The sequence below is a fragment of the Variovorax sp. YR216 genome (assembly GCF_900107745.1).
Lineage (GTDB): Bacteria > Pseudomonadota > Gammaproteobacteria > Burkholderiales > Burkholderiaceae_C > Variovorax.
Genome location: NZ_FNRO01000001.1, coordinates 770,601 through 793,932 on the forward strand (window position 1 = coordinate 770,601; position 23,332 = coordinate 793,932).

At 67.1% G+C, this 23,332-nt stretch carries 23 protein-coding genes; 10 read left to right on the forward strand and 13 right to left on the reverse strand.

What is annotated here, in order from left to right; translation table 11 throughout:
• Window positions 1-27 precede the first annotated feature (27 nt).
• The 7 genes from BLW05_RS03635 to BLW05_RS03665 all read right to left on the reverse strand — a co-directional run bounded on the left by BLW05_RS03635 (window position 28) and on the right by BLW05_RS03665 (window position 8,268).
• Window positions 28-1,389: an MFS transporter gene (locus tag BLW05_RS03635; RefSeq protein ID WP_256330003.1), complete on the reverse strand. Its 1,362-nt coding sequence runs from the start codon at window positions 1,387-1,389 to the stop codon at window positions 28-30.
• A gap of 16 nt (window positions 1,390-1,405) precedes the next feature.
• Window positions 1,406-2,377, reverse strand: a complete 972-nt coding sequence (locus BLW05_RS03640) for a quinone oxidoreductase family protein (RefSeq protein WP_093159740.1) — start codon at window positions 2,375-2,377, stop codon at window positions 1,406-1,408.
• Between the two features lie 122 nt (window positions 2,378-2,499).
• Window positions 2,500-3,060 (reverse strand): RBBP9/YdeN family alpha/beta hydrolase, encoded by a 561-nt coding sequence (locus tag BLW05_RS03645; RefSeq protein WP_093160465.1) that lies wholly within the window; start codon window positions 3,058-3,060, stop codon window positions 2,500-2,502.
• A gap of 20 nt (window positions 3,061-3,080) precedes the next feature.
• On the reverse strand, window positions 3,081-4,139 hold the full coding sequence (locus BLW05_RS03650; protein WP_093159742.1) for a beta-keto acid cleavage family enzyme: 1,059 nt from the start codon (window positions 4,137-4,139) through the stop codon (window positions 3,081-3,083).
• Between the two features lie 57 nt (window positions 4,140-4,196).
• Window positions 4,197-5,120 carry a TauD/TfdA dioxygenase family protein gene (locus tag BLW05_RS03655; protein WP_218135133.1) on the reverse strand — a complete coding sequence of 308 codons (924 nt, stop codon included), beginning with the start codon at window positions 5,118-5,120 and terminating at the stop codon, window positions 4,197-4,199.
• 121 nt (window positions 5,121-5,241) lie between these two features.
• Window positions 5,242-7,935, reverse strand: a complete 2,694-nt coding sequence (locus BLW05_RS03660; protein ID WP_218135134.1) for a winged helix-turn-helix domain-containing protein — start codon at window positions 7,933-7,935, stop codon at window positions 5,242-5,244.
• A 57-nt stretch (window positions 7,936-7,992) separates the two neighbouring features.
• Window positions 7,993-8,268, reverse strand: coding sequence for a metal/formaldehyde-sensitive transcriptional repressor (locus BLW05_RS03665; protein ID WP_093159745.1), 276 nt, complete (start codon window positions 8,266-8,268; stop codon window positions 7,993-7,995).
• Window positions 8,269-8,313: 45 nt separating this feature from the next.
• On the opposite strand from BLW05_RS03665, the gene dmeF reads away from it, so the two are divergent.
• The gene (dmeF, locus tag BLW05_RS03670) at window positions 8,314-9,270 is read left to right on the forward strand and encodes a CDF family Co(II)/Ni(II) efflux transporter DmeF (RefSeq protein ID WP_093159748.1); all 957 of its coding nucleotides are present in this window, start codon (window positions 8,314-8,316) and stop codon (window positions 9,268-9,270) included.
• On the opposite strand, the gene BLW05_RS03675 is transcribed toward dmeF, so the two are convergent.
• On the reverse strand, window positions 9,260-10,162 hold the full coding sequence (locus BLW05_RS03675) for a LysR family transcriptional regulator (protein WP_093159750.1): 903 nt from the start codon (window positions 10,160-10,162) through the stop codon (window positions 9,260-9,262). The two genes, dmeF and BLW05_RS03675, sit on opposite strands and share 11 nt — an antisense overlap.
• A 139-nt stretch (window positions 10,163-10,301) precedes the next feature.
• Here BLW05_RS03675 and BLW05_RS03680 point away from each other — a divergent pair, with 139 nt between their 5' ends.
• The 3 genes from BLW05_RS03680 (at window position 10,302) to BLW05_RS03690 (ending at window position 11,724) form a co-directional block, all read left to right on the forward strand.
• On the forward strand, window positions 10,302-10,679 hold the full coding sequence (locus BLW05_RS03680; protein WP_093159753.1) for a cupin domain-containing protein: 378 nt from the start codon (window positions 10,302-10,304) through the stop codon (window positions 10,677-10,679).
• A 72-nt stretch (window positions 10,680-10,751) separates the two neighbouring features.
• Window positions 10,752-11,144, forward strand: coding sequence for a nuclear transport factor 2 family protein (locus BLW05_RS03685; protein WP_093159755.1), 393 nt, complete (start codon window positions 10,752-10,754; stop codon window positions 11,142-11,144).
• A 10-nt stretch (window positions 11,145-11,154) separates the two neighbouring features.
• Window positions 11,155-11,724: a cysteine dioxygenase family protein gene (locus BLW05_RS03690; RefSeq protein ID WP_093159758.1), complete on the forward strand. Its 570-nt coding sequence runs from the start codon at window positions 11,155-11,157 to the stop codon at window positions 11,722-11,724.
• Between the two features lie 9 nt (window positions 11,725-11,733).
• Here the strand turns inward: BLW05_RS03690 and BLW05_RS36360 are convergent, their stop codons facing one another.
• Window positions 11,734-11,868 carry a hypothetical protein gene (locus tag BLW05_RS36360; RefSeq protein WP_256330004.1) on the reverse strand — a complete coding sequence of 45 codons (135 nt, stop codon included), beginning with the start codon at window positions 11,866-11,868 and terminating at the stop codon, window positions 11,734-11,736.
• Window positions 11,869-12,084: 216 nt separating this feature from the next.
• Between BLW05_RS36360 and BLW05_RS03695 the strand changes: the two genes are divergently transcribed.
• The 3 genes from BLW05_RS03695 to BLW05_RS03705 all read left to right on the forward strand — a co-directional run bounded on the left by BLW05_RS03695 (window position 12,085) and on the right by BLW05_RS03705 (window position 16,922).
• Window positions 12,085-14,154 (forward strand): glycoside hydrolase family 28 protein, encoded by a 2,070-nt coding sequence (locus BLW05_RS03695; RefSeq protein ID WP_093159760.1) that lies wholly within the window; start codon window positions 12,085-12,087, stop codon window positions 14,152-14,154.
• Window positions 14,155-14,347: 193 nt separating this feature from the next.
• The gene (locus BLW05_RS03700; protein ID WP_093159763.1) at window positions 14,348-16,090 is read left to right on the forward strand and encodes a tannase/feruloyl esterase family alpha/beta hydrolase; all 1,743 of its coding nucleotides are present in this window, start codon (window positions 14,348-14,350) and stop codon (window positions 16,088-16,090) included.
• 19 nt (window positions 16,091-16,109) lie between these two features.
• Window positions 16,110-16,922: a fumarylacetoacetate hydrolase family protein gene (locus BLW05_RS03705; RefSeq protein WP_093159765.1), complete on the forward strand. Its 813-nt coding sequence runs from the start codon at window positions 16,110-16,112 to the stop codon at window positions 16,920-16,922.
• Between the two features lie 37 nt (window positions 16,923-16,959).
• Here BLW05_RS03705 and BLW05_RS03710 read toward each other — a convergent pair whose 3' ends face one another.
• The gene (locus BLW05_RS03710) at window positions 16,960-18,168 is read right to left on the reverse strand and encodes a DUF4382 domain-containing protein (RefSeq protein ID WP_093159768.1); all 1,209 of its coding nucleotides are present in this window, start codon (window positions 18,166-18,168) and stop codon (window positions 16,960-16,962) included.
• The gene (locus BLW05_RS03715; RefSeq protein ID WP_177142547.1) at window positions 18,165-19,058 is read right to left on the reverse strand and encodes a DUF6502 family protein; all 894 of its coding nucleotides are present in this window, start codon (window positions 19,056-19,058) and stop codon (window positions 18,165-18,167) included. Before BLW05_RS03715 ends, BLW05_RS03710 begins: the two co-directional genes overlap by 4 nt.
• A gap of 77 nt (window positions 19,059-19,135) precedes the next feature.
• Here BLW05_RS03715 and BLW05_RS03720 point away from each other — a divergent pair, with 77 nt between their 5' ends.
• From BLW05_RS03720 to BLW05_RS03730, 3 genes are read left to right on the forward strand one after another with little or no spacing between them, the layout of a single operon-like run.
• A complete protein-coding gene (locus tag BLW05_RS03720; protein ID WP_218135135.1) occupies window positions 19,136-20,020 on the forward strand; it encodes a S1C family serine protease in 885 nt (294 codons plus the stop codon).
• Window positions 20,017-20,400 (forward strand): response regulator transcription factor, encoded by a 384-nt coding sequence (locus tag BLW05_RS36365; RefSeq protein ID WP_093159773.1) that lies wholly within the window; start codon window positions 20,017-20,019, stop codon window positions 20,398-20,400. The genes BLW05_RS03720 and BLW05_RS36365 overlap by 4 nt, the downstream gene beginning before the upstream one ends.
• Window positions 20,401-20,407: 7 nt before the next feature.
• Window positions 20,408-21,412 (forward strand): S1C family serine protease, encoded by a 1,005-nt coding sequence (locus BLW05_RS03730; protein ID WP_093159775.1) that lies wholly within the window; start codon window positions 20,408-20,410, stop codon window positions 21,410-21,412.
• Here BLW05_RS03730 and BLW05_RS03735 read toward each other — a convergent pair.
• Together BLW05_RS03735 and BLW05_RS35270 are read right to left on the reverse strand one after the other, a co-directional pair.
• Window positions 21,409-22,563 carry an aromatic ring-hydroxylating oxygenase subunit alpha gene (locus BLW05_RS03735; protein WP_093159778.1) on the reverse strand — a complete coding sequence of 385 codons (1,155 nt, stop codon included), beginning with the start codon at window positions 22,561-22,563 and terminating at the stop codon, window positions 21,409-21,411. The two genes, BLW05_RS03730 and BLW05_RS03735, sit on opposite strands and share 4 nt — an antisense overlap.
• 34 nt (window positions 22,564-22,597) lie before the next feature.
• Window positions 22,598-23,326, reverse strand: a complete 729-nt coding sequence (locus tag BLW05_RS35270; protein ID WP_143044763.1) for a GIY-YIG domain-containing protein — start codon at window positions 23,324-23,326, stop codon at window positions 22,598-22,600.
• Window positions 23,327-23,332 lie beyond the last annotated feature (6 nt).

Here is a 23,332-nt window from a genome sequence, read left to right on the forward strand (position 1 = left end):
CAATTCAGTGAATGTGCGTACGCAGGCTCAGGCCGGCACGCTGCGGTGAGCGCCTGCGGGCGCGGAATCAGGTCCGGCGTCGACGTCGGTCTCGCAGGCGCGCTGCAGGTCCGCCCCGTAGCTGCGCGAGGCACGCATGAAGGCGCCAGCAGCCAGCAGACCGAAGACGGGCATCGCGATCAGCGCGTGTTCGAGCGACCAGGCGTCCGACAGGAAGCCCGCGACCAGCGGGCCCATGGCCAGGCCGAGCAGGTTCTGGAACAGCGAGAGCACCGAAGCGCCGGTGGCACGGATGCCCGGATGGATCACGTCGATGACGACGGCCGCGACGACGCCCACGGAGCAGGTCATCAGGAAGCCGCCGAACGCCAGCAGTGCGAACTGCGCCTGCTTCGACAGGACGAGCCCGACGTGCTCTGCACCGAAGCCCAGCGCGAGCACCGCCGCCGAGGCGATGCAGACGACAGCCGTCACCTGCAGCTTGGCCGCGGGACGCTTCTTGCCGGCGCGGTCGGCGACCGCACCCCAGACGACGCTGCCCAGCGCGCCGCACAGCACCACGAGAGCGGCCTTGATCGCAGCCTGCTCGGGCGACATGCCGTGCACACGGTTGAGGAAGCTCGGAAGCCAGGCCCAGATGGCCGACACGAGGATGAGCTGCGCCGGTGCGGCGATGCAGACCCACAGCAGCGTTTTCGAACGCATCAGCCGCTTGACGATCGCACTCGCCGCTCCCTGCGTCGAGCGGGTGGCCTGCTCGATACGCGGCGTGAGTTCCACGGTGCGGTAGTCGCGCACCTTGATGTAGAGCAGCGCCAGGACGAGTCCCGGCACGCCGACCACGCCGAACGCGGCCTGCCAGCCCCAGCGCGCGGCGATGACGCCGCCGAGCATCACGCCCAGCACCGAGCCGATCGACGCGGCGGAGAAGAACGCGGCCATCAGCGCACCCCGCATGCGCGCAGGGAAGTGACTGGCGATGAGCGCTGCGCCAACGGAGCCATAGCCCGCTTCGCCAAGGCCCACTGCCGCGCGCGCGGCGAGCAGCTGCCCGTAGTTGCGCGTGAACATGCAGGAGATCGAGGCGAGGCTCCAGACGGTCGCCATCACCACGATGCTCTTCACACGGCTGAAGCGGTCGGCGACCAGCGCGATCGGGATGCCGCCCACGGCCACCGTGACCGACACCGAGGACACCAGCGCACCGAGCTGCTTGTCCGAAAGGCCCCAGGCCTCCTTCAGATGCGGGAAGAGAGAAACGATGACCTGGCGGTCGATGTAGTCGACCATCATCAGGCCGAGCGTCATCGCGAACGCGAACCACGCCTGGCGCGGGCCGAACAGGTAACTGTCGGACCCTTGCTTCGAGTCGAGGGCATGCATGTCCATGGCAATCCCCTTGGTGTCAGGGCACGAGCACGGTCGCGCCGGTGGTCTTGCGCGATTCGAGCGCACGGTGCGCATCGGCGGCATCCGCGAGCGCGAAGCTCTGCTTGGGCTCGCTCACGATGCGGCCTGCGAGCACATGGCCGAAGAGCTCGTCGGCCATCTCCAGCATGTGCGAGCGCGGGGTGATGTAGTGCATCATCGCCGGCCGCGTGACCCAGATGGAGCCCTTCACGGCGAGCAGCTGCGAGTCGATCACGACCGGACCCGAGGTGGTGCCGTTGCTCACCAGCGAGCCGCGCGGCTGCAGGCTGTCGAGCGAGTCCATCAACGTGTCCTTGCCCACCGAGTCGTAGACCACCGGCACGCCCTTGCCATCGGTGATTTCGCGCACGCGCTTGGCGATGTTCTCGCGCGAGGTCACGATGGTGTAGGCACAGCCGTTCGCCTTGGCGATCTCGGCCTTCTCGTCGGTGCTGACGGTGCCGATCATGGTCACGCCCATCGCACGCGCCCACTGGCAGGCGATGAGGCCGACGCCGCCGGCTGCCGCGTGATAGAGGATCGTCTCGCCGCCCTTGAGCGGGTAGACCTGGCGGAACAGGTACTGCGCCGTCATGCCCTTCATCATCAGCGTGGCCGCGGTGCGGTCCGAGACGCCATCGGGCAGCGGGATCAGCACCTCGGCCGGCATCACGCGAACATCGGAATACGCGCCCTGCGGGCCGATCAGGTAGCCGACGCGGTCGCCGACCTTGATGTCCGTGACGCCGGGGCCGACGGCCTCGACAACGCCGACCGCATCCGAGCCCAGTCCATTGGGCAGCGGCAGCGGATAGCGGCCGGTGCGGAAGTAGATGTCGATGAAGTTGACCGCGATGTACGTGTGACGCACGCGCGCCTGGCCCGGGCCGGGTTCGCCGACTTCGACGTTTTCCAGCTTCAGGACTTCGGGTCCGCCGGTTTCATGAAAGCGAATGGCCTTGGCCATGTTTGTCTCCTGTATAGAAATCTCCCCCAGGCTGCGCGCACTTCGTGTCGCTGCGCCACCCCCTCTCCGGGGGCGCACCCGGCGGCCCGGCAAAGCCGGTTCCGCGGGTGCCCTGGTGTGGACTACTTCGTCAATTCGTTGATGAACAGTTCCGCGCGGGGCCACTTGCCGAAGCCGGACGCGGGATTCAGGTGGCCGACCTCGCCGAGGTCGAACAGGCGGCTGCCCCAGTCGCGTGCCAGCGCGGCCACGCGGGTGTAGTCGCCGAGCGGGTCGTTGCGGCTTGCCGCCACGATGCTCGGAAATGGGAGCGTCAACCGCGGCACGGGCAGCCAGCCGCTGGCGCGCAGTTCGTCGATGGTCGGATAACCCTCGGGCATCGGCCGCTCGAAGTCCGGCGGCGCGGCCAGCAGCGCGCCTTCGATGGCACGCCGCGTCCGGCGGGCCCAGTGCGCGACCATCACGCAGCCGCCGCTGTGCGCCACGATGACGATCGGGCCGTCGATGGCCTGCGCCTCGCGCTCGATGGCCGAGACCTTCGTCCCGCAATCGAGATCGGCGCGCCCCATCGGCGGCACGGTGCGCACCTTGCGCCCCTTGGCCGCGAGATCAGCGGCCAGCAGCGTCTGCCAATGACCTGCGACGTGGTCGCGCAGGCCAGGGACGATGAGGACGGTCGACATCACGGCAGCGCTTTCCGTCTTCAAGCGACCCGGCGCAGGTAACCCTGCTGGCGGCCCTTCGGGTTCGGCGCGAAGCCGTTGGCGGCCAGCGTCTCTTCGACGGTGTCGTAGAACACGCCGATCTTCAGGATCTCGCGCGCTTCCTTGCCGTTGGCGACTTCGCGACCGAACTCGCGCGACATGCGAACAAGCTGCTCGATCTGCTGCACCGTCGACATCTTCTCGGTGCGCGACTGGTTCCAGAGGTTGTCCTCGATGCCGCAGCGCACGTGCAGGCCCATCGCCATGCCCATCATGTTGATCGGCAGCACATTCCGCATGCTGCTTTCCACCGTCAGCATGGTGCCGTCAGGGATGGCGCGCAGGAAGTTGGACAGGCTGTAGATGGTCGGCTGGTCCATGCCGCCGCTGATCGCGACCCAGTTGCACACCAGCGGGCCCTTGTAGATGCCGCGGCGCATCAGGCGCTCGACCGTCTCGAAGCTGTTGATGTTGTAGAACTGGAAGGCGCTCTGGATGCCCGCTGCGCTCAGGCGGCGCACATGCTCCTCGATGAAGCCGGGGCCCGAGGGCACGATCATTTCGCGGTAGGCCGCGTTGTTCTGCGGGTCCGCGAGCGAGGTGCCGGCGATGTCTTCGGCCTCCATGTGCTCCAGCACGTTCATCTGCGTCGTGTTGACGGTGACCGTGACCTGGTCCGGCTTCGGATCGAGCTCGGCCAGCATGTGGCGCGTGTCGTCGTGCAGCCACTTCGCGTTGGCGCCGTCGCTCTCGGGGGCGAAGGAGATCGAGCCGCCGACCTGGATGATCATGTCGGGCACGGCCTTGCGCACGCCGGCGATCAGTTCGTTGAACATCGACAGGCGCTTGGAGCCCTTGCCGTCCAGTTCGCGCACATGCAGGTGCAGCACGCTGGCGCCGGCGTTGTAGCAGTCGACCGCCTTCTGCACTTGCTCTTCCATGGTGACGGGGATGTCCTGCGGGAAGTCGGAAGGAATCCACTCGGGGCCGTAGGGGGCTGCGGTGATCACCAGCTTGTCCTGGTTCTCCGGGAAGAGGGAGCCGTCGAGGAAGTTCATGATGGGTCTTTCAGTTGAGATGTCGGGGTTGAATGAGGTGAAGCGGCGGGCGGCGTATCAGTACGTGGCTTCGCCGATGATTCCGGCGCGTTCCATCTTCCGGTGGCACGGCGGGTAGTCCATGACCGCGTAGTGCTGGGTGCTGCGGTTGTCCCAGAAGGCGACGCTGTTCTTCTTCCAGCGCCAGCGGATCTGGTACTCGGGGATCGCGGCCTGGCTGACCAGGTAGTTCAGCAGCAGGCTGGCGCCGGGCGCGTGGTCCTGGCCGAAGCGCACGTTGGCAGCGGTGTGGTAGTTGGTGATGTGCGTGGTGAAGGCGTTGACGAAGAGGATCTTCTCGCCCGTCTCCGGGTGCGTGCGCACCACCGGGTGCTCGGCATCGGGGAACTGCGCATGCAGTGCAAGACGCTTCTCGATCGGCATCGCGGCGCCGAAGCTGGCCTCGATGCTGTGGCGGGCACGCAGGCCGCCGATCTTCGCCTTGACGTCTTCCGGCAGGCGGGCATAGGCCTCCACCATGTTCACCCAGATGGTGTCGCCGCCGACTTCCGGCGTCTCGACGCAGCGCAGCACGCAACCGAACGGCGGCTTCTCGCGCCAGGTGGCGTCGGTGTGGAAGGCGTTCTCGTAGCGGTCGTTGGGGGTGTCAGGCGACTTGTAGATGCGCACCAGGCCGGGATGATCAGGATCGCTGCCAGCCACCGGGTGGTCTTCGAGATCGCCGAAATGACGCGCGAAGGCGACGTGTTCGGCACGGCTGAAGTCCTGATCGCGGAAGAAGAGCACCTTGTGCTTGAGCAGCAGGCCGCGGATCTCGGCGACGGTCTCGGTGTCGCGCGAGGCGGCGCCGAGGTCGACGTTGCTCAGCAAGGCGCCGATGGTGCAGGTCAGCGGTTCGACCTGGATGGAGGTTTTGATCGCGGCGGACGACACCACGGCGGGTGCGCCTTTCAGCGGGGTTGCTTCGACGGTTGTGTTCATGGGCCTGTCTCCGTTGTGAGTGATAGAGCCGCATATCGCGACTCCTCAGGCCGTAAGAATAGGTAGAGGAGGTCGCTGCCCCCCCCTCCTTGCGGGAGGGGGGAACCCCTCCTCCTCTGCCTCAATCCCCCGGCTGAATGAGCCCGAGAATGCGCGCCCGCACGACGACTTCCTTGCGCGTGCCTGCGTCCAGCTTGGCGAGCAGGTTCTTGACGTGCCACTTGACAGTGGTCTCGCCCACCTGCATCGCGCGCCCAATCTCCTTGTTGGAGAGGTTGCGCGCCAGCAGCTCCAGCACCTGGCGCTCCTTGGGGGTGAGCACCATGCCGCGTGCGGCTGTCGGATGAGGAATCTCGCGGGCCGGCGCCGGGCGGGCCGGTGCCGTGGCGGGGGCCACCGCCCGCGCGGGCTCGCCGCCCTGCTCGGCCACCTGCCGCACCCAGCGGCCGAGATCCGGATGGGCGTCCTCGAAAACGCGAACCAGCCCATAACTTTGCGCCAGATCCATCGCCTCGCGCAACATCGCCGCTCCAGCGCGCTCGCCGCAGCGGTCGAGCGCGAAGGCACGCATGCCGATGATCTCGATGCGGAAACGTCCCTGGTGCAAGGCCTGCGCCAGCTCGTCGGCGCGCGCGAGAGGCTCCAGCGCCCCGCGCCAGTCCTGGCTGGCGATCGCCGCATAGCCCTGCGCGAGCCCCCGCAGCGCATCAACGCCCCGTCGCCAGAGCCGGCCCTGCGGCAGCGAAGGGTCGTCGAGCATCGCGTCGATGCGCTGGCACAGCTCGCGGCAGCTCCCGGCACGATAGCGCCGTGCATGCATGCGCACCTGCTCCAGCAGGCTGGCGACGCGAAGCCGGGGCAGCGAGCGGGCCGAGCCCACGGCGTCGAGCGCGCCGAGCAGCTCCATCGCCCGGTGTTCGGCGCCCTCGGCCATCGCCATGCGCGCCATGGTGCGATAGGCCAGCAGCAGCGATTCCGGCAGGCCGCTGCGCTCCAGCACGTCGATCCGGTCGGCCAGCAGTGCCGAGGCATCGGCGGGACGGCCGCGCTCCCACATCGCCGAGGCCAGCAGCGCCGCGAGCATGCAGCTGAAGCTGTTGCGCCGGCCAAGCTCCGCGTCGGCACTGGCCACGGCCGGCTGCAGCAGGCTTTCGACCAGCAGCACCTGCCCCTCCCACACGTACGAGAGACCGATGATGAACTCGCCCCAGCGCCCGACGAAGCCCTGCCCGCGACCGAAATCCCCGCGCGGCGACTGCTGCTGCCGCAGGCGGGCCAGTGCCGGATCGCCTTCGAGCAGGGTGCGGTACGCGGTGCGGTTGGCATGCACCTGCAGCAGCATCGGATCGCGCAGCGGCGGCGATTCAGCCCACGGATCGTGCAGCGCAGCAAAGCGATCCGGGTCGTCGGCGAACACCGCCGCGCCGCTGAGGATCAGCGCGCATTCGCATTGCAGCGTCGGGTCGGGCTTGTCCGTGGACTGGTGCGCCTGGATGCGCGCGACCATGCGGCCGGCGTCTTCGTGCCGCTCGCTGATCGCCAGCGTCCACGCCGCGGCCAGCAGCAGGCGCGGACGGCGATCGAGTTCGTCGGCGGGCAACTGCGCCAGCCATTCGAGCACCACGCCCTGCCGGCCGTGGGTCACGATGGCTTCGTAGAGGCTGCGCTCGGCCAGCTCGTAGGCCAGTTCGCGCTGGCCCGCGACCAGCGCGTGCCGCGCCGCGTCTTCGAGCATGCCGCGTTCCGCGAGCCAGGCCGCCGCCCGCGCGTGCGCGCTTTCCTGCTGGGGCTTGGGCAGCGCGGCGAAGGCCTCGCGCAGCACGTCGCGCGCGAGCGCGTGCATGCGCAGCCAGTCGCCCTGCTCCGCCGCGACGAAGACCGGCGTGTCGCGGCTCAGGCGCGCGAGCCGCTCGGTGGCGTCGTCGGTCTCGGCGACCCGGCGGCACAGCTCCGGATGCAGGTGGTCGAGGATCGCGATGCGGGTGAGGAACTCGCGGTCCGAGGCATCGAGGTTCGCGAGCAGCAGCGTCATGAACTGGTCGCGCAACTGCCCACCAATGCCAGCGATGCCCGTCACGTCGGCGCCGCGCGCCATCACCGTCAGCGACAACTGCAGGCCCAGCGGCCAGCCTTCGGTGAGCGCGTGCAGGCGCGCGGCGGTGTCGTTGTCGATGGCCGAGCCGAAGCGCTCGTGCACCAGCTCCAGCGTCTCTTCGAGCCGGAAGCGCAGCATGGCCGGCCCGACCACCACGCACTGGCCGTAGGCGATCAGGTCGTCGATGTCGAGGTTGCTGTCCGGCCGGGTCGCAATGATGGTGCGCAGGTTCGGCGGCGCATTGCGCAACAGATAGCCCAGCGCCTCGCGCGAGGCCGCGGGCAGGCGCTCGGCCTCGTCGACGATCAGCACGACGTCGAGCGCCGTCTGCGCCAGCTCGGCCAGCCAGATCGTGATGCCTTCGAGGCCGCTCGGCCCCACCGCGTCGAGCAGCACATGGCCGAAGGTCGAACGCCCCGAACTGCGCCGCACCGCCATCGCCAGCGCCTGAGCGAGGCGCTGCGGCGTGTCGCGCGGCTGCACCGAGACCCAGGCCACGACGAGCCCGTGCGAAAGATGCTCCAGCCGCCATTGCGCCAGCAGCGAGGTCTTGCCGAAGCCGGCCGGCGCCTGGATCAGGATCGCCGGAACGCCGCGGAAGGCCGGGTCGTTGGCCAGGAGCCTCGGCCGGGAAAGCAGGTGCCGAGGCACCCTCGGCGGCGAAACCCGCAGCAGCAGGTCGTCGCCCGCGCTGTCTGGTGATTGGGTTTCTGAAGTCACTGGGAGCTTCGATGAGCGGGGGACGCCACGGGGGTTCACCAGTCTAAATGCGCCCGGCTACTTCAGGTACGACCGCAGCGCCGAAACGACCACGTCGAGGTCTTCCGCGCGCTCTTCGCGGGAAGCGTCGTGCGCGCCGAGATGGTGGCGCACATGGCCGTCGAGCACTTCCAGCATCAGCCCGTTGACCGCGCCGCGGATGGCGGCGAGCTGCTGGAGCACGGCGGCGCAGTCGCGGTCTTCGTCGAGCGCGCGCTCCAGGGCTTCCGTCTGCCCCTTGATGCGCCGGATGCGCGTGAGCAGGGGTTTCTTGTTCAGAACCGTATGCGACATGAGGGCGATTCTAGGCTTCGCCAGATACTGGGGTACAGTATCCGGATGATCCATGCTTCCACCAATTCCGACGCCGCCCGATTCGACGCAGGCAGCCATTCGCACGTCTTCGACGACGGCAATCCGCTCGGCGAAAAGAACGCGCGGCTCGCCGTCCTGCTTACCGCGGCGATGATGGTGCTGGAGATCGTGGGCGGCTACTGGTTCAACTCCATGGCGCTGCTGGCCGACGGCTGGCACATGAGCTCGCACGCGCTGGCGCTCGGGCTTTCGGTGGCGGCCTACACCATGGCGCGCCGGCTTTCTGGCAACACGCGCTTCGCCTTCGGGACCTGGAAGATCGAGATCCTGGCCGGCTACACGAGCGCCATCTTCCTGCTGCTGGTCGCGGGCTGGATGGCGTACCAGTCGGTCGAGCGGCTGTTCTCACCGGCGGCCATCCACTACGAGCAGGCGATCGTGGTCGCTGTCGTCGGCCTCTTGGTCAACCTCGCCTGCGCTTGGCTGCTGAAGGATGGCCATCACCACCATCACCATGGTCATGAGCACCACGGTCACGACCACGATCACCACCACGGCCACCAGGATCTCAACCTGCGTTCGGCCTACATCCACGTGCTCGCCGATGCGGCCACCTCGATCCTGGCGATCGCCGCACTCCTGGGCGGCCTGCTGTGGGGCTTCGGCTGGCTCGATCCGGTGATGGGCATCGTCGGGTCGGTGCTGGTCGCGGTCTGGGCGCTGGGCCTGCTGCGTGACACCAGCCGGGTGCTGCTCGATGCCGAGATGGACGCGCCGGTGGTCGCAGAGATCCACGAAGCGATCGCAGCCAGCCCCGTGCCCGCGCACATCTGCGACCTGCATGTCTGGCGCGTCGGCCGCGCGAAGTACGCGTGCATCCTCGTCGTCGAAGTGCAGCAGGCCGCCAGTCCGACCTACTTCCGGCAATTGCTCGGCATTCACGAAGAGCTGGTGCACGTCACGGTCGAGGTCAATCCGTAGACATTCCCGCGGCATTTCGCTCCAGCGCATCGAGCAGCACGCGCACGCGCGGCGGCACCATCCGGTGGCCGGGCATGACGGCATGGATCGGCATCGTGGGCGGACGGTGCGGCGCGAGCACCTCGACGAGGCGGCCCGCGGCGATGTCGGCCGCAACCATGTAGTCGGGCACCTGCGCGAGCCCCATGCCCAGCACCGCCGCCTGCACCATGGCTTCGCCGTCGTTCAGGCGGGTGCCGTGGGCGGGGTGCAGTGAGATCGTCTTGCGCCGCACGGTGAATTGCTGCGGCCGGTCGCGCCCGGTGGTCGGCATGCGAAAGAGGATGTGCCGGTGCGCGCTGAGGTCCTCGATCGCCTTCGGCTCGCCGTTCGCCTGCAGATAGGAAGGGGCGGCGACCAGCACGAGCTGCTGGCTCGCGAAGCGGCGCGCCACGAGCGTCGAATCCTGCAAGTCGCCGGCGCGGATGGCGACGTCGATGCCGTCCTGGATCAGGTCCACGTACGCGTCTGAAAAGCGCGCATCGATCTCCAGCCCGGGGTATTGCGCCGCGAGCTGCGCCAGCACCGGCAGCACGAACATCCGTCCGAACACGATCGGCATGTTGATGCGCAGCGTGCCGATCGGCGCGGCACGCACGCCCGAGGCTTCGGACTGCAGTTCGTCGAGCTCGGCCAGCACGCGCTGGCAGCGCCTGAACAGGCGTTCGCCATCGACGGTGAGCGTCACGCGCCGCGTGGTGCGGTGAAAGAGCCGCAGACCCAGCGAATCCTCCAGCCGCCCCACCGACTTGGCCAGCGCTGAAGACGAGGTGCCGAGTTCGCGCGCGGCGGCAGCGAAGCCACCTCGCTTGGCGGTTTCCGAGAAAGCCAGAAGTGCTTGCAGGCCATGCATCGCGGACCTCCATTACGGACATTCTGTCGGCAATGTTAGGCCGCCGCCGCTGCTTCCGCTCGACCCGTTCGCCGCGCAAACTCCGGTCGTCCGTGGCGCCACGGCATCCCCTCAACCACTCTTCCGACTGGAGCGAAACATGTACGTGATCGCACAAGCTGCCCCGAGCGCCGCGGCCATTCCCAGCGTCGCCCACGCCACCTGGGCCGGCCATGACGAGGGCGTGAACCAGATCTCCATCTGGCGCCAGACCCTCGAACCCGGTGCGGCGACGCCCCCGCACCGGCACGAATGCGACGAGGTCGTGCTGTGCCAGGCCGGCTTCGGCGAACTGCACGTGGACGGCGAGGTGCACCGCTTCGGGCCCGGCAGCACGCTGATCCTGCCGCGCGGCCGCGACCACCAGATCTTCAATACCGGCGAAGTGCCGATGGAAACGATGGGCGTCTTCGGCGCCAGTCCGGTCATCACCTATCTGCCCGACGGCCAGGTGCTGGACCTGCCCTGGCGCAGTTGAGATCAGATTGCCCGCTTCGCACCGATCGGGTAGCGTCGCGGGCCATCTCTGTTCGAACGAAGGTGACTCACGATGTCTTCCGACCCGATTGCCGCGTGGCATCAACTCCTCAAGGACCGCAATGCCCGGGGGCTCGACGCGCTTCTCGCGGATGACGCGGTCTTCCACTCCCCCGTCGTGCACACGCCGCAGGTGGGACGCGCCATGACCAAGGCGTACCTCACCGCAGCGTTCCATGTCTTCTTCAACGAGTCGTTCCGCTACGTGCGGGAGTTGAAGGGCGAGCACGATGCCGTCCTTGAATTCGAGGTCCAGATCGACGGGATCGCCGTGAACGGCGTGGACATGATCAAGTGGAACGACGAAGGCCGGATCACCGAATTCAAGGTGATGATTCGTCCGCTGAAGGCGATCAATCTGATCCATCAGAAAATGGCCGCCATGCTCCAGGGCGGCCAGCAGTAGCCGCCAAACGATGACCTCACCTGCCCTCGACCGCTTCATTTCCCGCGCTGCGGCCTTCAGTCAGTCCCATTCGGAGCCTGCGGACTGCGTGCTCGGCATCGCGCCGCTGATGCTCGAACTGATCGACGAGGCCAGCACCTTCCTGCAGCCGCAGCACCGGCGCAGCAGCGCTGAAGGCTACGCGCGCAACCTGATCCGCAACATGCCGGAGCACGGCCTGTCCCTCTACGCCCTGGTCTGGGAACCGGGCCAGTGGACGCCGGTACACGACCACGGCAGTTGGGGCGTGGTGGGCGTCGTCGAAGGCGTGCTCGAGGAGCGCAGCTATGTGCGCGTGTCGCCCGACCGCGGCGTCGACGACAACATCGACCTCGTGCGCGGCGGCATCCTCCTGCTCAAGCAGGGCGCGGTCACCAGCTTCGTGCCGAACCCGGACCATATCCACGTCACAGGCGTTCCGGCCGAACGGCCGGCCGCGATCAGCCTGCATCTGTACGGGCGCACGATGAACGACTTCAACATCTACGACGTCGCGGGCCGCACGCGCAAGCGCATGCACGTCGCGCACAACGAGAGCTGAGCCGAACGCTCAGCCGCGGCGCTGGATCATCTTCCAGCCGTTGCCGGAGGGCGTCCACAGTGCCGTAGCCTTGGCCACGATCTCTCGCACCGCCTGCGATGCGGCGGGGTGCCGAAAGCCTGCTTGAATCGGTCGCCATGTCATCAGTTGTCCTATAACAAAAGTACAACCGGCGGCTCGGAATCGGACGGGCGAAGGCAAGCAATTGTGGATAAACACCCGTCAATCCACTTGATTAACAAGGGTTTACCCTTCAATCAAGCATCTTCGTTTCTCATTGACAGGTCTCGATTGAGGCACAAATAATCGGCCATGTTGTAGGACAACCGATAACTAAAGCGCCCACGAAAACGGAGACCCATGAAGAAATCCCCCATTCAAGCAGCCGAATCGATCGTGCCAGCCCCCGCGCCGCGGGGCATGCAATCGCCAGGACGACGGGCGTTCATCGCCCTGGCCGGCGCATCCGCCGGGGCCACATTGCTGAGCGCCTGCGGCGGCGGTGGCAGCAATTCGCCCCTCTTTCCGTCCACCGCGGGATCGACGCCGACCGGAACCACCACGCCTTCATCGACGACACCTGCGCCGTCCGAACCCGTCGATCCGATCTGGGGCCCCGCCGGCCTGGGCACGCAGATCATCGACTCCTTGAAAGGCGTCAATCAGTCGATGTTCGCCAGCCGCGACTTCCTGGTCACGGACTACGGCGCACAGGCATGCGGCACGGTGCCGGCGACCAGTCCGTACACCGACCCGACCAAGTCGCCACTCAGCGTCGGCGCCGATACGACGCATGCGCCGGGTTCGTTCGACTCGCGGCCGGCCTTCCTGGCCGCCATCGCCGCGTGCAACAGCGCCGGCGGCGGCCGGGTCGTGGTTCCATCGGGAACGTGGTATTGCGCCGGGCCGATCGTCCTGAAGAGCAATGTCAACTTCCACCTGAGCCAGAACTGCACGATCTACTTCAGCCCCGATCCCGCCGACTACGCCAAGGACGGCCCGATCGACTGCGGCACCAACGGGCAGTTGTTCTACAGCCGTTGGCAGGCGAACGATTGCCTGAACTTCGGCGCGCCCATCTACGCGAGAAACGAGAGAAACATCGCCGTCACCGGCGAAGGCGACACCTCGGTCTTCAACGGCCAGGCCATGACGCCCTTCGCGGGCACGGGCAACACCAGCACCTGCTGGTGGACCTTCAAGGGCAACAACGGCGTCTACGGCGTCGTGAGTGCCGCGGCGACCCCGTCGCAGGCCAGCATCAATGCCGCCAACGTCGATCTGCGCATCGCGGCGCCCGGTATTTCGGATGCGCTGTACACCCTGCTGACCAACCCGATCACGCCTTGGCAGCAAGACCAGAACTATCTTCCGGCCCTGTCGGAGGCCGGCGTGCCGATCGAACAGCGGATCTTCGGCAAGGGCCACTACCTGCGGCCATGCATGGTCGAGTTCCTCGGCTGCACCAACGTGCTGATGGAGGGCTACCAGACCCGGAACACGCCCTTCTGGCAGCACCATCCGACCGACTGCACGAACGTGGTGATCCGCAAGGTCACGGTCAACAGCATCGGGCCCAACAACGACGGCTTCGATCCCGACGCCTGCGACAACGTGCTCTGCGAGGATGTCGTCTTCAACACCGGCGACGACTGCATCGCGATCAAGTCGGGCAAGAACCTCGACAACGAATACGGCTCCGCGAAGAACCACGTCATCCAGAACTGCACGATGAACAGCGGCCATGGCGGCATCACGCTGGGCAGCGAGATGGGCGGCGGCGTCGAGAAGATCTATTGCCGCAATCTCGCCATGCTCAACGAATTCTGGGCGACGAATTCGCTGAACATCGCGATCCGGATCAAGACCAACATGAACCGGGGCGGCTTCGTCAAGGATTTCTACGTGGACGGCGTGACGCTCCCCAACGGCGTCAGCCTGACCGGCGCAGGCTACGGCAGCAGCATGCTGCCGGGAAGCCCCATCAACAGCAACGTCCCCATCGGGGTGAGCACGCAGGCAAACAGCAACCCCTCGGCCTCGCAAGGCGGGATCATCACTTTCGACTGCGACTACCAGCCGTCCAAGGATGCGATCCGCACGCGCCCGGCATTGCTGCAGAACATCAATATCTCCAATGTCGTCGCAAAGAACGTGACGCTCGGCGGAGCGACCGGATCGTGCTTCCAGGCCATCGTGGCGCAAGGCCCGGTGGCCTTCGACTACAACGGACCGGCGCCGGCACCCAGCGCGCCGGCGATCCAAGGGGTGAGCATCGTGAACTGCGATTTCGGCAGCCCCATGGCGACCGGTCCCGCGAGTGCCACCGTGCCGGCGCCGATCTACGCCTACAACGTCCACGACATCACGCTCGCGAACACGTTGATTGCAGGCCAGACCTACAACACCACCGTCACCGACCCGCGTTGAACGGCAACTGGCTGATGCCCGGCGTCCTTGGAGGCGGCGCCATGCCTCCTCGGTTCGCGCCGCGCACGGCGGGACCTGCGTGATATGGAGTCCCAACAGCAAGATCGGAAGTACCAGTTGCGGAACATAACCAACTAGTTATAGAAAAGAACCTTGCGCGCATTCCTCCAGTACAACAACCAGGAGACTTGGAATGAACCTCAAGGATCGACTTCCGGCGCCGCTTGCACTGCTCCTCCTGGGAGCGACGGCCTACAGCCATGCGGCGACGCCCATCGCGTGCAACGCCCTTCTCAACCAGACCATCGAGGGCGCGACCATCACCAGCGCCGTTCTCAACGTGGCAACGCCGACCTTGCCGGAACACTGCGAGGTGTTCGGCAGCATCGGCCAGCACACCGGGGCGGATGGGCAGGGCTACGCGGTGAAGTTCCATCTGCGCATGCCCACGTCATGGAGTGAACGCTTCTACTACCAGGGCGGCGGCGGGCTTGACGGCAGCGTCGGCGGCGCCAATGCGTCGCAGATCAGCCAGGGGTATGCCGTGGTCTCCACGGACAGCGGGCACGACGCCGCAACGAACATCTCCGCCGTCGCGGGCAACGCCGAGTTCGGTTTCGATCCACAGGCGCGCCTCGACTACGGCTACGACGGCCCCGCCCGCGTCGCGCAGGCCGCCAAGGCGATCACGCGGACCTACTACCGCCAGAAGATCAAGTACGCCTACTTCGAAGGCTGCTCGGAAGGCGGCCGCGAGGGCCTGATGTTCTCGCAACGCTATCCCGACCTCTTCGACGGCGTCATCGCGGGCAACCCCGGCATGGACCTGCCCAAGGCCGCCGTCGCCGAGGCCTGGGACACCCAGGCATTCGCCGGTGCCGCACGCTCGCTCACGCCCTTCGGCTTTCCCGATCTTGCGACCTCGTTCACCTCGGCTGAGCTGAGCGCGATCGGCGATGCGATCCTCAAGGAATGCGACGGGAAGGACGGCCTCGTCGACGGCATCATCGCCAACCCGCAGGCCTGCCGCTTCGATCCACGCACGCTCGGCCCGCAGGGCTCAGGGCTGCTGTCCGCCAGCCAGGTCACCGCCTTGCGGAGCGTGTTCGACGGCGCCAGGGACTCGAAGGGCCGCGCGCTCTACGCCGGCTGGTTCTGGGATCCGGGCATCGCCGCGCCCGGCTGGCGCCTCTGGAAGATCGGACCGCTCTTCCCCGCCCCCGGCAACACGTCGCTCAATACGACGCTCGGCGGCTCGGCATTGCCATTCGTCTTCACCACGCCTCCGAACTCGATGACCGCCGGCAGGCCGGGCTACGCAGGCACCGTCATCACCACCGCGGGGCCGGCGCCGGGTCTGCCGGGGCTCAATGACTCCTTCATGCCGTGGCTGCTCAGCTTCAACATGGACGTGGACGCCCCGAAGATCTATGCCCGCAGCGGCATCTTCTCGCAGTCGGCGATGGACTTCATGGGCACCAGCTCGACCGACTACCGCCGCTTCCGCGCCGGCGGCAGCAAGCTCATCGTCTACAGCGGCCAGGCCGATCCGGTGTTCTCGTCGAAATACCACATTGGCTGGTATCGCGACCTGATCGACCGCTCCGGCGGCGTGCGCGACACGCAGCAGTTCGCGCGCCTCTTCGTGGTGCCGGGCATGAACCACTGCGGCGGCGGCTATGCGACATCGCAGTTCGACGCCTTCGGCGCACTCGTCAAATGGGTCGAGCAGGGACAGGGACCGTCAGCGCTCATCGGCACCGCACCCGCGGACACGCCATGGCCCGGACGCACCCGGCCGATCTGCGCCTACCCCGCCCAGCCGCGCTACGTGGGACACGGCAGCATCGAGGATGCCGCGAACTTCGCCTGCGTGGCCGTGCGCGACGATGACGATGGCCCCGGACACGGGAACGACAACAACAATCACCAGTGACACCTGAATGCACGGAGACATGACCAGCATCTGGAAGAAATCCACCACCCAGCTCACCCGACGCGGCGCGATCGCCACCGGACTGACGACCGCCGCGCTCGCTGCATGCAGCACCGCCCAGACTTCCACGGGCGTCCGCCGAACGCCCTTCCAGGTCGCCGATGTCACCGTGCCCATCGTCGGCAGCGACGAAGTCTTCCCGGTGCGCCGCATCTACTGCATCGGCCGCAACTACGCAGCGCATGCGCGCGAGATGGGCTCCGATCCGAACCGGGAACCGCCCTTCTTCTTCCAGAAGCCCACCGACGCGATCCAGCACGTGCCCACGGGCACCGTGGGCGACCATCCCTATCCGACGCTGACCAGGAACTACCACTACGAGGCCGAGCTGATTGCCGTGCTCGGCAAGGGCGGCCGCAACATCCCGGTGACGCAGGCGCTCGATCATGTCTATGGCTACTCGCTCGGCCTCGACATGACGCGCCGCGACCTGCAGCGCGCCATGGGCGATGAGAAGAAGCCCTGGGAGATCGGAAAGAGCTTCGATCACTCCGCGGTGATCGGCGCCGTGCATCGTGTGGCGCAGACCGGCCACTTCGCCAAGGGAGCGATCTGGCTGAAGGTGAACGGCCAGACCAAGCAGAACGCGGACCTCAACCAGATGATCTGGTCGGTGGCCGAGCAGATCAGCAAGCTGTCCGAGGCGAACGAGCTGTTCGCCGGGGACATCATCTACTCCGGCACGCCGGAGAACGTCGGGCCGGTGGTGCGGGGCGACGTGATCGAGATGCACATCGACGGGCTGCCGAATCTGAGCGTGCGCATCGTCTGAGGCGCGCGGAGAGGCAGTTCAGCCTGCCTCCCCGCCATCAGGGCAGATTGAAGCTCAGCGGCGGCACCGGGGCGCTGGTGTCGATGGCCGTGTTCCGCAGAGTACCGTTGGAGTTCGCCTGCACGGTGTACAGGCCAGCGACCGCCGAGTCGGCCGTGAAGCCGAACGAGGATGCATTGGCCACGAACGGCGCGCGCACTGGCGCACCGATGGGCAGATTCATGCTGAACTCACCGCTCAACGCATCCACCGGCGGCGACGCCACTTCGATCGCGGGTCCACCGGTGAGGCTCTGCAATGCGCGCACCGTCGCGCTGGCCGGGCTCACCGTTCCGCTCACCGAGCGCATGGACGTGCCCGGCGGGTTGATTCGCACGCTGTCGCTACCCACGGAGGTGACTGCCGTGGCGCCAACCGGCACGCCCGTGATCACCGCAGTGGCGCGGTCCGCCGAGGTCACCACCAGGTCGTAGTTGCCGGTCGGGACCGGGAAGAGGACGAAGCGGCCGAGACTGTTCGGGATGCTGGCCTTGACCGGCAGGCCCTGTGACTGCAGCGAAACGAAGGTGGTTCCCGCCGCCAGCGACGGATCCACCCAGCCTTCGATCCGCTGGCCGCCGCTGTTGACGATCGGCACCACGGCAATCACCGGCTTGAGGTTGTAGCGGCCCGAGTTGCCACGTTTCACCACGGACTTGCAGGCGTCGAAGTCCAGCACCACGTCCACCACCTGGCCGGCCGGCACGTCGACGTTCATGTTGAGCTTCAGGCCGCTTTGCTGGGCGCTCGGGGTGTCCAGCGGCGTCTCGCTGCCACCGGTGGGCTTGACCGAGTTCGCCAGGGGATTGGCTTGCGTGTTGTTCACCAGGACCAGGCGCATCTGCTGGTACTTGCCGGCCGGAAGCGGCGCCTCGCCCAACGGAAAGAGCACGCCGTTGGTCAGCGTGAGCAGGTCCACGCGTTGCGGGCTGGCCAGCTGGATGTCCACCCAGCCGCTGGCGGTGTCCGCGGCATCACTGCTCTGGTTCACGCGTACCTTGTCGATGGTGACATTGACCGCGTCGTATCCGCAGGCCGGAGCGTCCGTCATGGATACGCGGATGGTGCCCTTGTCGGCACTCACGCCCGATCCGCCGATGCCGCCTCCGCCCACAAAGCCTGCCCCACCGCCGCCACCCCCCCCGCAGGCGGCCAGGAGCAAGGCGCACGTAGCCGCACTCGCGACCAGAAGTCTCTGAATCTTCATCCTGCTTCTCCTTGAGATGTGGGAGCCGCCGGCTCCTCGAAGTAGTAAATGCCCAGGCCCACGCGCCGACGCGGCGTGGCGGCGGATTCTTCCCCGTTGCGCGCAGCGTCCACTCTGTCGCGCACCTGCAGCCAGCGATCCATCCGCTCCAGCAGCGACTGCGCCTGAGTGGCGCTGAGCTTGCGAAAGGCCGGCAGGTCGCTTCGGGGGATGGCGTCGTACATCACCTTGCGCTGGAAGTGCGGGTCACCGGCGCCGTGCTGGATGTTGTGGTCGATGGTGGCGATGAGCTGGGGCACGTCCCGCCCCAGGATGCCCAGCTTGTCGGATGCGCTGCAGGCCGGCACAAACGCGCGGGTGTGCAGTTGCACATGCTGGTCATCCAGGCACTCCACCGCACCCACCCGCTGCAACTCGTCGAGCACAGCGCGTGCCGGCATGTCGCCACTGTGGCGTCGCACCAGTTCGGCGAAGCCCTGGGGGCCGTCCATCTGCAGCGCGCGCGGCTCGCCAGCGGTGTCGAGAAAGCTGGGGTCGCGTACCCAGCCGGTGAGCACGCGGGCGGCGCGGTTGTAGCGCTCGCCACCTACTGCCACCGATTCGCGGACGGGCAGCGAAAGCAGCCGCCGCACCTCCTTGCGGGTGAGTCCCGAGAGGATGGAGGCGCGCGAGATGGTGGACTTCTTGCCCTCGATGGCGAAGTCCTTCATGGCCACCTCGACATAGGCGCGCCGGGCCAGTTCGTCGAACGCGGAATAGGACATGGAATGGCGCAGCACCACCCGGAACAGGGCGCGCAGGACGTTCGACACTGCGTCCTCCAGAGCTTGATACATCCTCGTGCCGGCATCCATTTTGGGAAATTTATCCCAAAACAAGGCCCCCGCCAAGACCGCATCCTGCCCAACCGGGCAGTAGCGCCACCCCCTTGTGGCTTCACACAATGAAGCCATCTAAGGAGCTCCCCATGGCCGACGCGATGACTTCCCCGTCCCTCGAACAACTGTCCGCCGCCATGGCGGACGCGGTGGCTGCCGCCTCGCGCAGCGTGGTCGCGGTGCACGGCGCGCGGTCGCGCGCCAGCGGCTTCGTCTGGCGCGACGGGCTGGTCGTCACTTCCGAAGAATCACTGTCCGACGAAGGTGACGTGGCCGTCCTGCTGCCGGAAGGCGGCAAGCTGCGCGCGAGCATCGTCGGGCGTGACCCCGCCACCGATGTCGCGCTGCTTCGCGTCGAAGGCCAGGCGCCCTCCCCGATCGCCTTCGATGCCGCACCGGTGCGCACCGGTTCGATCGCACTCGCAGTGGGCTCGCAGGCCGGCACCGCCATTGCGGCAGCGGGCGTGGTGTCGCTGGTCGGTCCTGCATGGCGCAGCCTGCGCGGCGGCGACATCGACATGCGGATCGAACTCGGCCTCGTGATGCGGCGCAGCGTCGAAGGCGGCCTCGCGCTCGATGCGGGCGGCCATGCGATCGGGATGAGCGTATTCGGGCCGCGCGGGCGCGTGCTCGTGATTCCGGGCGCGACTGTCGAGCGTGTGGCGGCGCAGCTTGCCGCGCATGGCCGCGTGCCGCGCGGCTACCTCGGCGTCGCGCTTCAACCGGTGAAGGTGGAGCCCGATGGCGTTGGCGCGATGGTCATGGGCGTCGATCGCGACGGACCCGGCGCGGCCGCGGGCATTCGGCAAGGCGACGTGATCCTCGCGTGGGACGGGGAGCCGGTGCGCAGCGTGAACATGCTGCTGCGCGCGCTCGGCCCGGCGAGCGTGGGCACGGTCGTGAAGCTTTCGCTGCAGCGCGCGGGCGAGCCGGTCGAACAAATGATCACCATCGGAGAAAGGCCCACTGATTGAGCACATTGCGGGTTGCGGACCCGATCGTGGTCGCGATCGACATTGATGACGCCGCGCTGTCGGAGCGGCTGTCCGCGTCGCTGGGGGACGCGCCTGGCCTGCGCATCGCGCAGGCCGGCGAGCCGGCGGACGTGACGGTGATCGCGACAACCGAATCCGCGCCCGCTGCCGACGACAACGAAGCCACGCTGACACCGCGAGAACTCGAAGTGCTCGCCCTGATGGCCGAAGGCGCATCGAACAAGGCGATCGCGCGGCGACTCGGCATTTCGGTCCACACGGCCAAGTTCCACGTGGGCTCGCTGCTCGACAAGCTCGACGCGACGGGCCGCACGGACGCTGTCGCGCAGGCGGTGCGGCAAGGCGTCATCCATTTGTGAGACGAACATGTTCGACGACGACACTCCTTCATCATCGACCATCGAAGGCGGCTCGCCAGAGGCGGATCAGGACGCGCTGATCGATGCCTACTCGCACGCGGTCGCAACGGTGGCCGACCGCATCGGCCCCGCGGTTGTGCGCGTGCAGAGCGGCACGGCGGGCCGCCGCGGCGGCCTCGGCTCGGGCGTGGTCATCGCCAACGACGGGCTCGTGCTGACGAACAGCCACGTGGTCGCCGCTGCGCGCCGCGTGCGCGTGGGCAGCACCGAAGCCGGCGACCGCGAAGCCGAGGTGATCGGCGACGACCCCGCGACCGATCTCGCGCTGCTGCGTGTCGAACTGCCGCGCGGCGCCGCCACTGCCCGGCTCGGCGACTCGAAGATGCTCAAGCGCGGCCATCTGGTGGTGGGCATCGGCAATCCGCTGGGCTTCGAATCGACGATCACCGCGGGCATCGTTTCGGCGCTCGGCCGTTCCTTGCGCTCGCAGAGCGGGCATCTGATCGATGACGTGATCCAGACCGACGTCGCGTTGAACCCCGGCAATTCCGGCGGCGCGCTGGTGGCGGCTTCGGGCCAGGTGGTGGGCATCAACACCGCGATGATCGCGGGCGCGCAAGGGCTCGCGTTCGCGGTATCGAGCAACACGGCGGGTTTCGTGATCGGCGAGTTCATCGCGCATGGCCGCGTGCGGCGCGCACACCTGGGCATCGCGGCGCAGACGGTGCCGCTTGCGCGCCGCGTCGCCCTCGCGATTCACTCGGGCGCGAATGCGGTTCGCATCGGCGAGGTGCAGCCCGGCAGTGCGGCAGAGCAGGCAGGCCTGCGTGTCGGCGACATCCTCGTGGCACTGGACGACATGGTGGTCGCGGGTGCAGACGACCTGCTGAGGCTCTTGAGCGCAGACCGCATCGGCCGCAGCCTGGAGGTGTCGGTGCTGCGCGATGGGCGGCTCATCACGCGATCGGTGACGGCGCAGGAGCGGCCGCCGATCGTTGCGGGCCGGCGCTAGGCGCCCGGGGTGATCGCCTCTTCGACATCCCGGTGGAACCTGGCGGAACACCACTCCGTCGCGCCGAAGTACAACGCCTTGTTCGCCCCGCTCGCCAGCGTCGACTGCGCCGAGACGCCGAGCGCGAAGTCCTCGTCGAGTGCGCCCCAGAATGACTCGATGTTCTTGCGCCAGTAGTTGACCGACTTCTCGGTCTGCGGCATTTCGGGGATCAGCGTGGTGGCGAGCACGCGCGAGCGATCGGGCGCTTCGGGCAGCACGGTGAAGGCGTTGGCATGGTCGCCTTCATGCAGGATGAAGGTCGCCGGGAAGAAGAAATAGATGATGTTCGAGTGCGGCCCTGCCTGCCATTGGTCCATCGGCGCGTCCCTGAGCGACTCGATGCTGCGCTTGGGCAGGAAGATGCGTTGGTGCTGCCGGTCATGGTCCGCGAGCAGCAGGTTGTGGTAGAACATGTGCGCGATGCTGTTCCGGTGCGCGTACTGGAAGTGATACGTCTCCAGATTGGCCTCGAAAGGGATCTTCCAGTTCGCCGCGTTCGGGAATTCGCGCTGATGGAACGGCACCCAGCAGTCGTAGCCCCACGAACGCAGGTCCGCACCGAAGCGGCCGAGCCATGCATCGATGTCGAGCGTGGCTTCGTCTTGCTTTTCGACGATGCGAGGCACGACCCAGACGAAGCCGAGCGCTTCGGCGGCAGGCACGCGCGCGAGCGCACAGTCGGACGTCGGTGCGTGCGGAAAGTCCTCGCCGTGCGGGCGAGCGCGCAACGCGCCATCGAGTCCATAGGTCCAGCTGTGATACGGGCACACCAGCACGCGCTGGCTCATAGCGCCGGGCGGCCGTAGCCGCGCACCACGGTGCCGACAGGCGTTGACGAATGCGTTGATGCGGCCATCTGCGGCGCGCACGACGAGGAGCGGCAAGCCGGCAACGTCGATGGCCAACGAATCGCCTTCGTTCGGCAACGAGGCTGACGCGCACAGCGCCAGCGGATAGCGGCGAAAGAACACGTCGACTTCGCGCTTGTATCGCACGGGGTCGAGATAGCGCTCGACGGGGCTCAGTGTGGGCTCGCCGCGTTCACTGCCCCGGCTGTCGATCAGCGCCATGGCCCGCTGGATCAGTGCAACCTGTTCGTCATGAAGCATTGAATGCACCCCAATTGCTCATTTGCTCATTTGCTCATTTGCTTCGCGGTTCATCTTCGCGCGTGAGCGTCACCAGCGATTCCAGTGTTGGCAAGAATTGAAGGTCACACTCGTCCTGGACATGCCTCAAGTTCCATAGCGCACTGTGGCGAATCTCTGCGCGTGGGCTGAATCGACCGAGCCAGCCACTGCTTGACACATCCAGAGGTGCGAGCTTGTTCGATAGCAGCGCGATCGTATTTCGCTCGATATATGCGCGCATGCTCAGTGGGCCAGGCTCATCAGGCACGGCCACCCAAAGCACCGTCATTTCGCCGATGTGCGCCGATACACGCCGCTCTAGTTCGGCCTCTGCAGCCAGAGCGACCGGATTTCCACGAACCTGCGGTGGCAAGGCAGAACCGACGCCCCAAGATGGCAGTGACAGTCCATCACGGGCCAGCAGGGCCGCCCCAACATGCAGCCTGAAGATGGAGCCTCGGTGATTTCCTCCCCCGGTTCGAGTTCCGAGGTGCGCTCCGAGACGCGCGCCCAGCAAAGACTTTGATCCGGCACTGACCGCATGGGTGCCGATTCGAACGATTCGCCGGATTTCCGGATGCGTGACTCGAAACTCCCCTGATTCCATGAAGAAATAGACACCGCGCCGCGGCAGCACGAAGCGCTCCTTGAGTTGACGCAGGCGCAACCCTTGTCCTGGGGCCGTCGAAAGGCGTGCGAGCAGTGAATAGAACCGATCTACACCTTGAACAAAAGCAGACATGGCCTT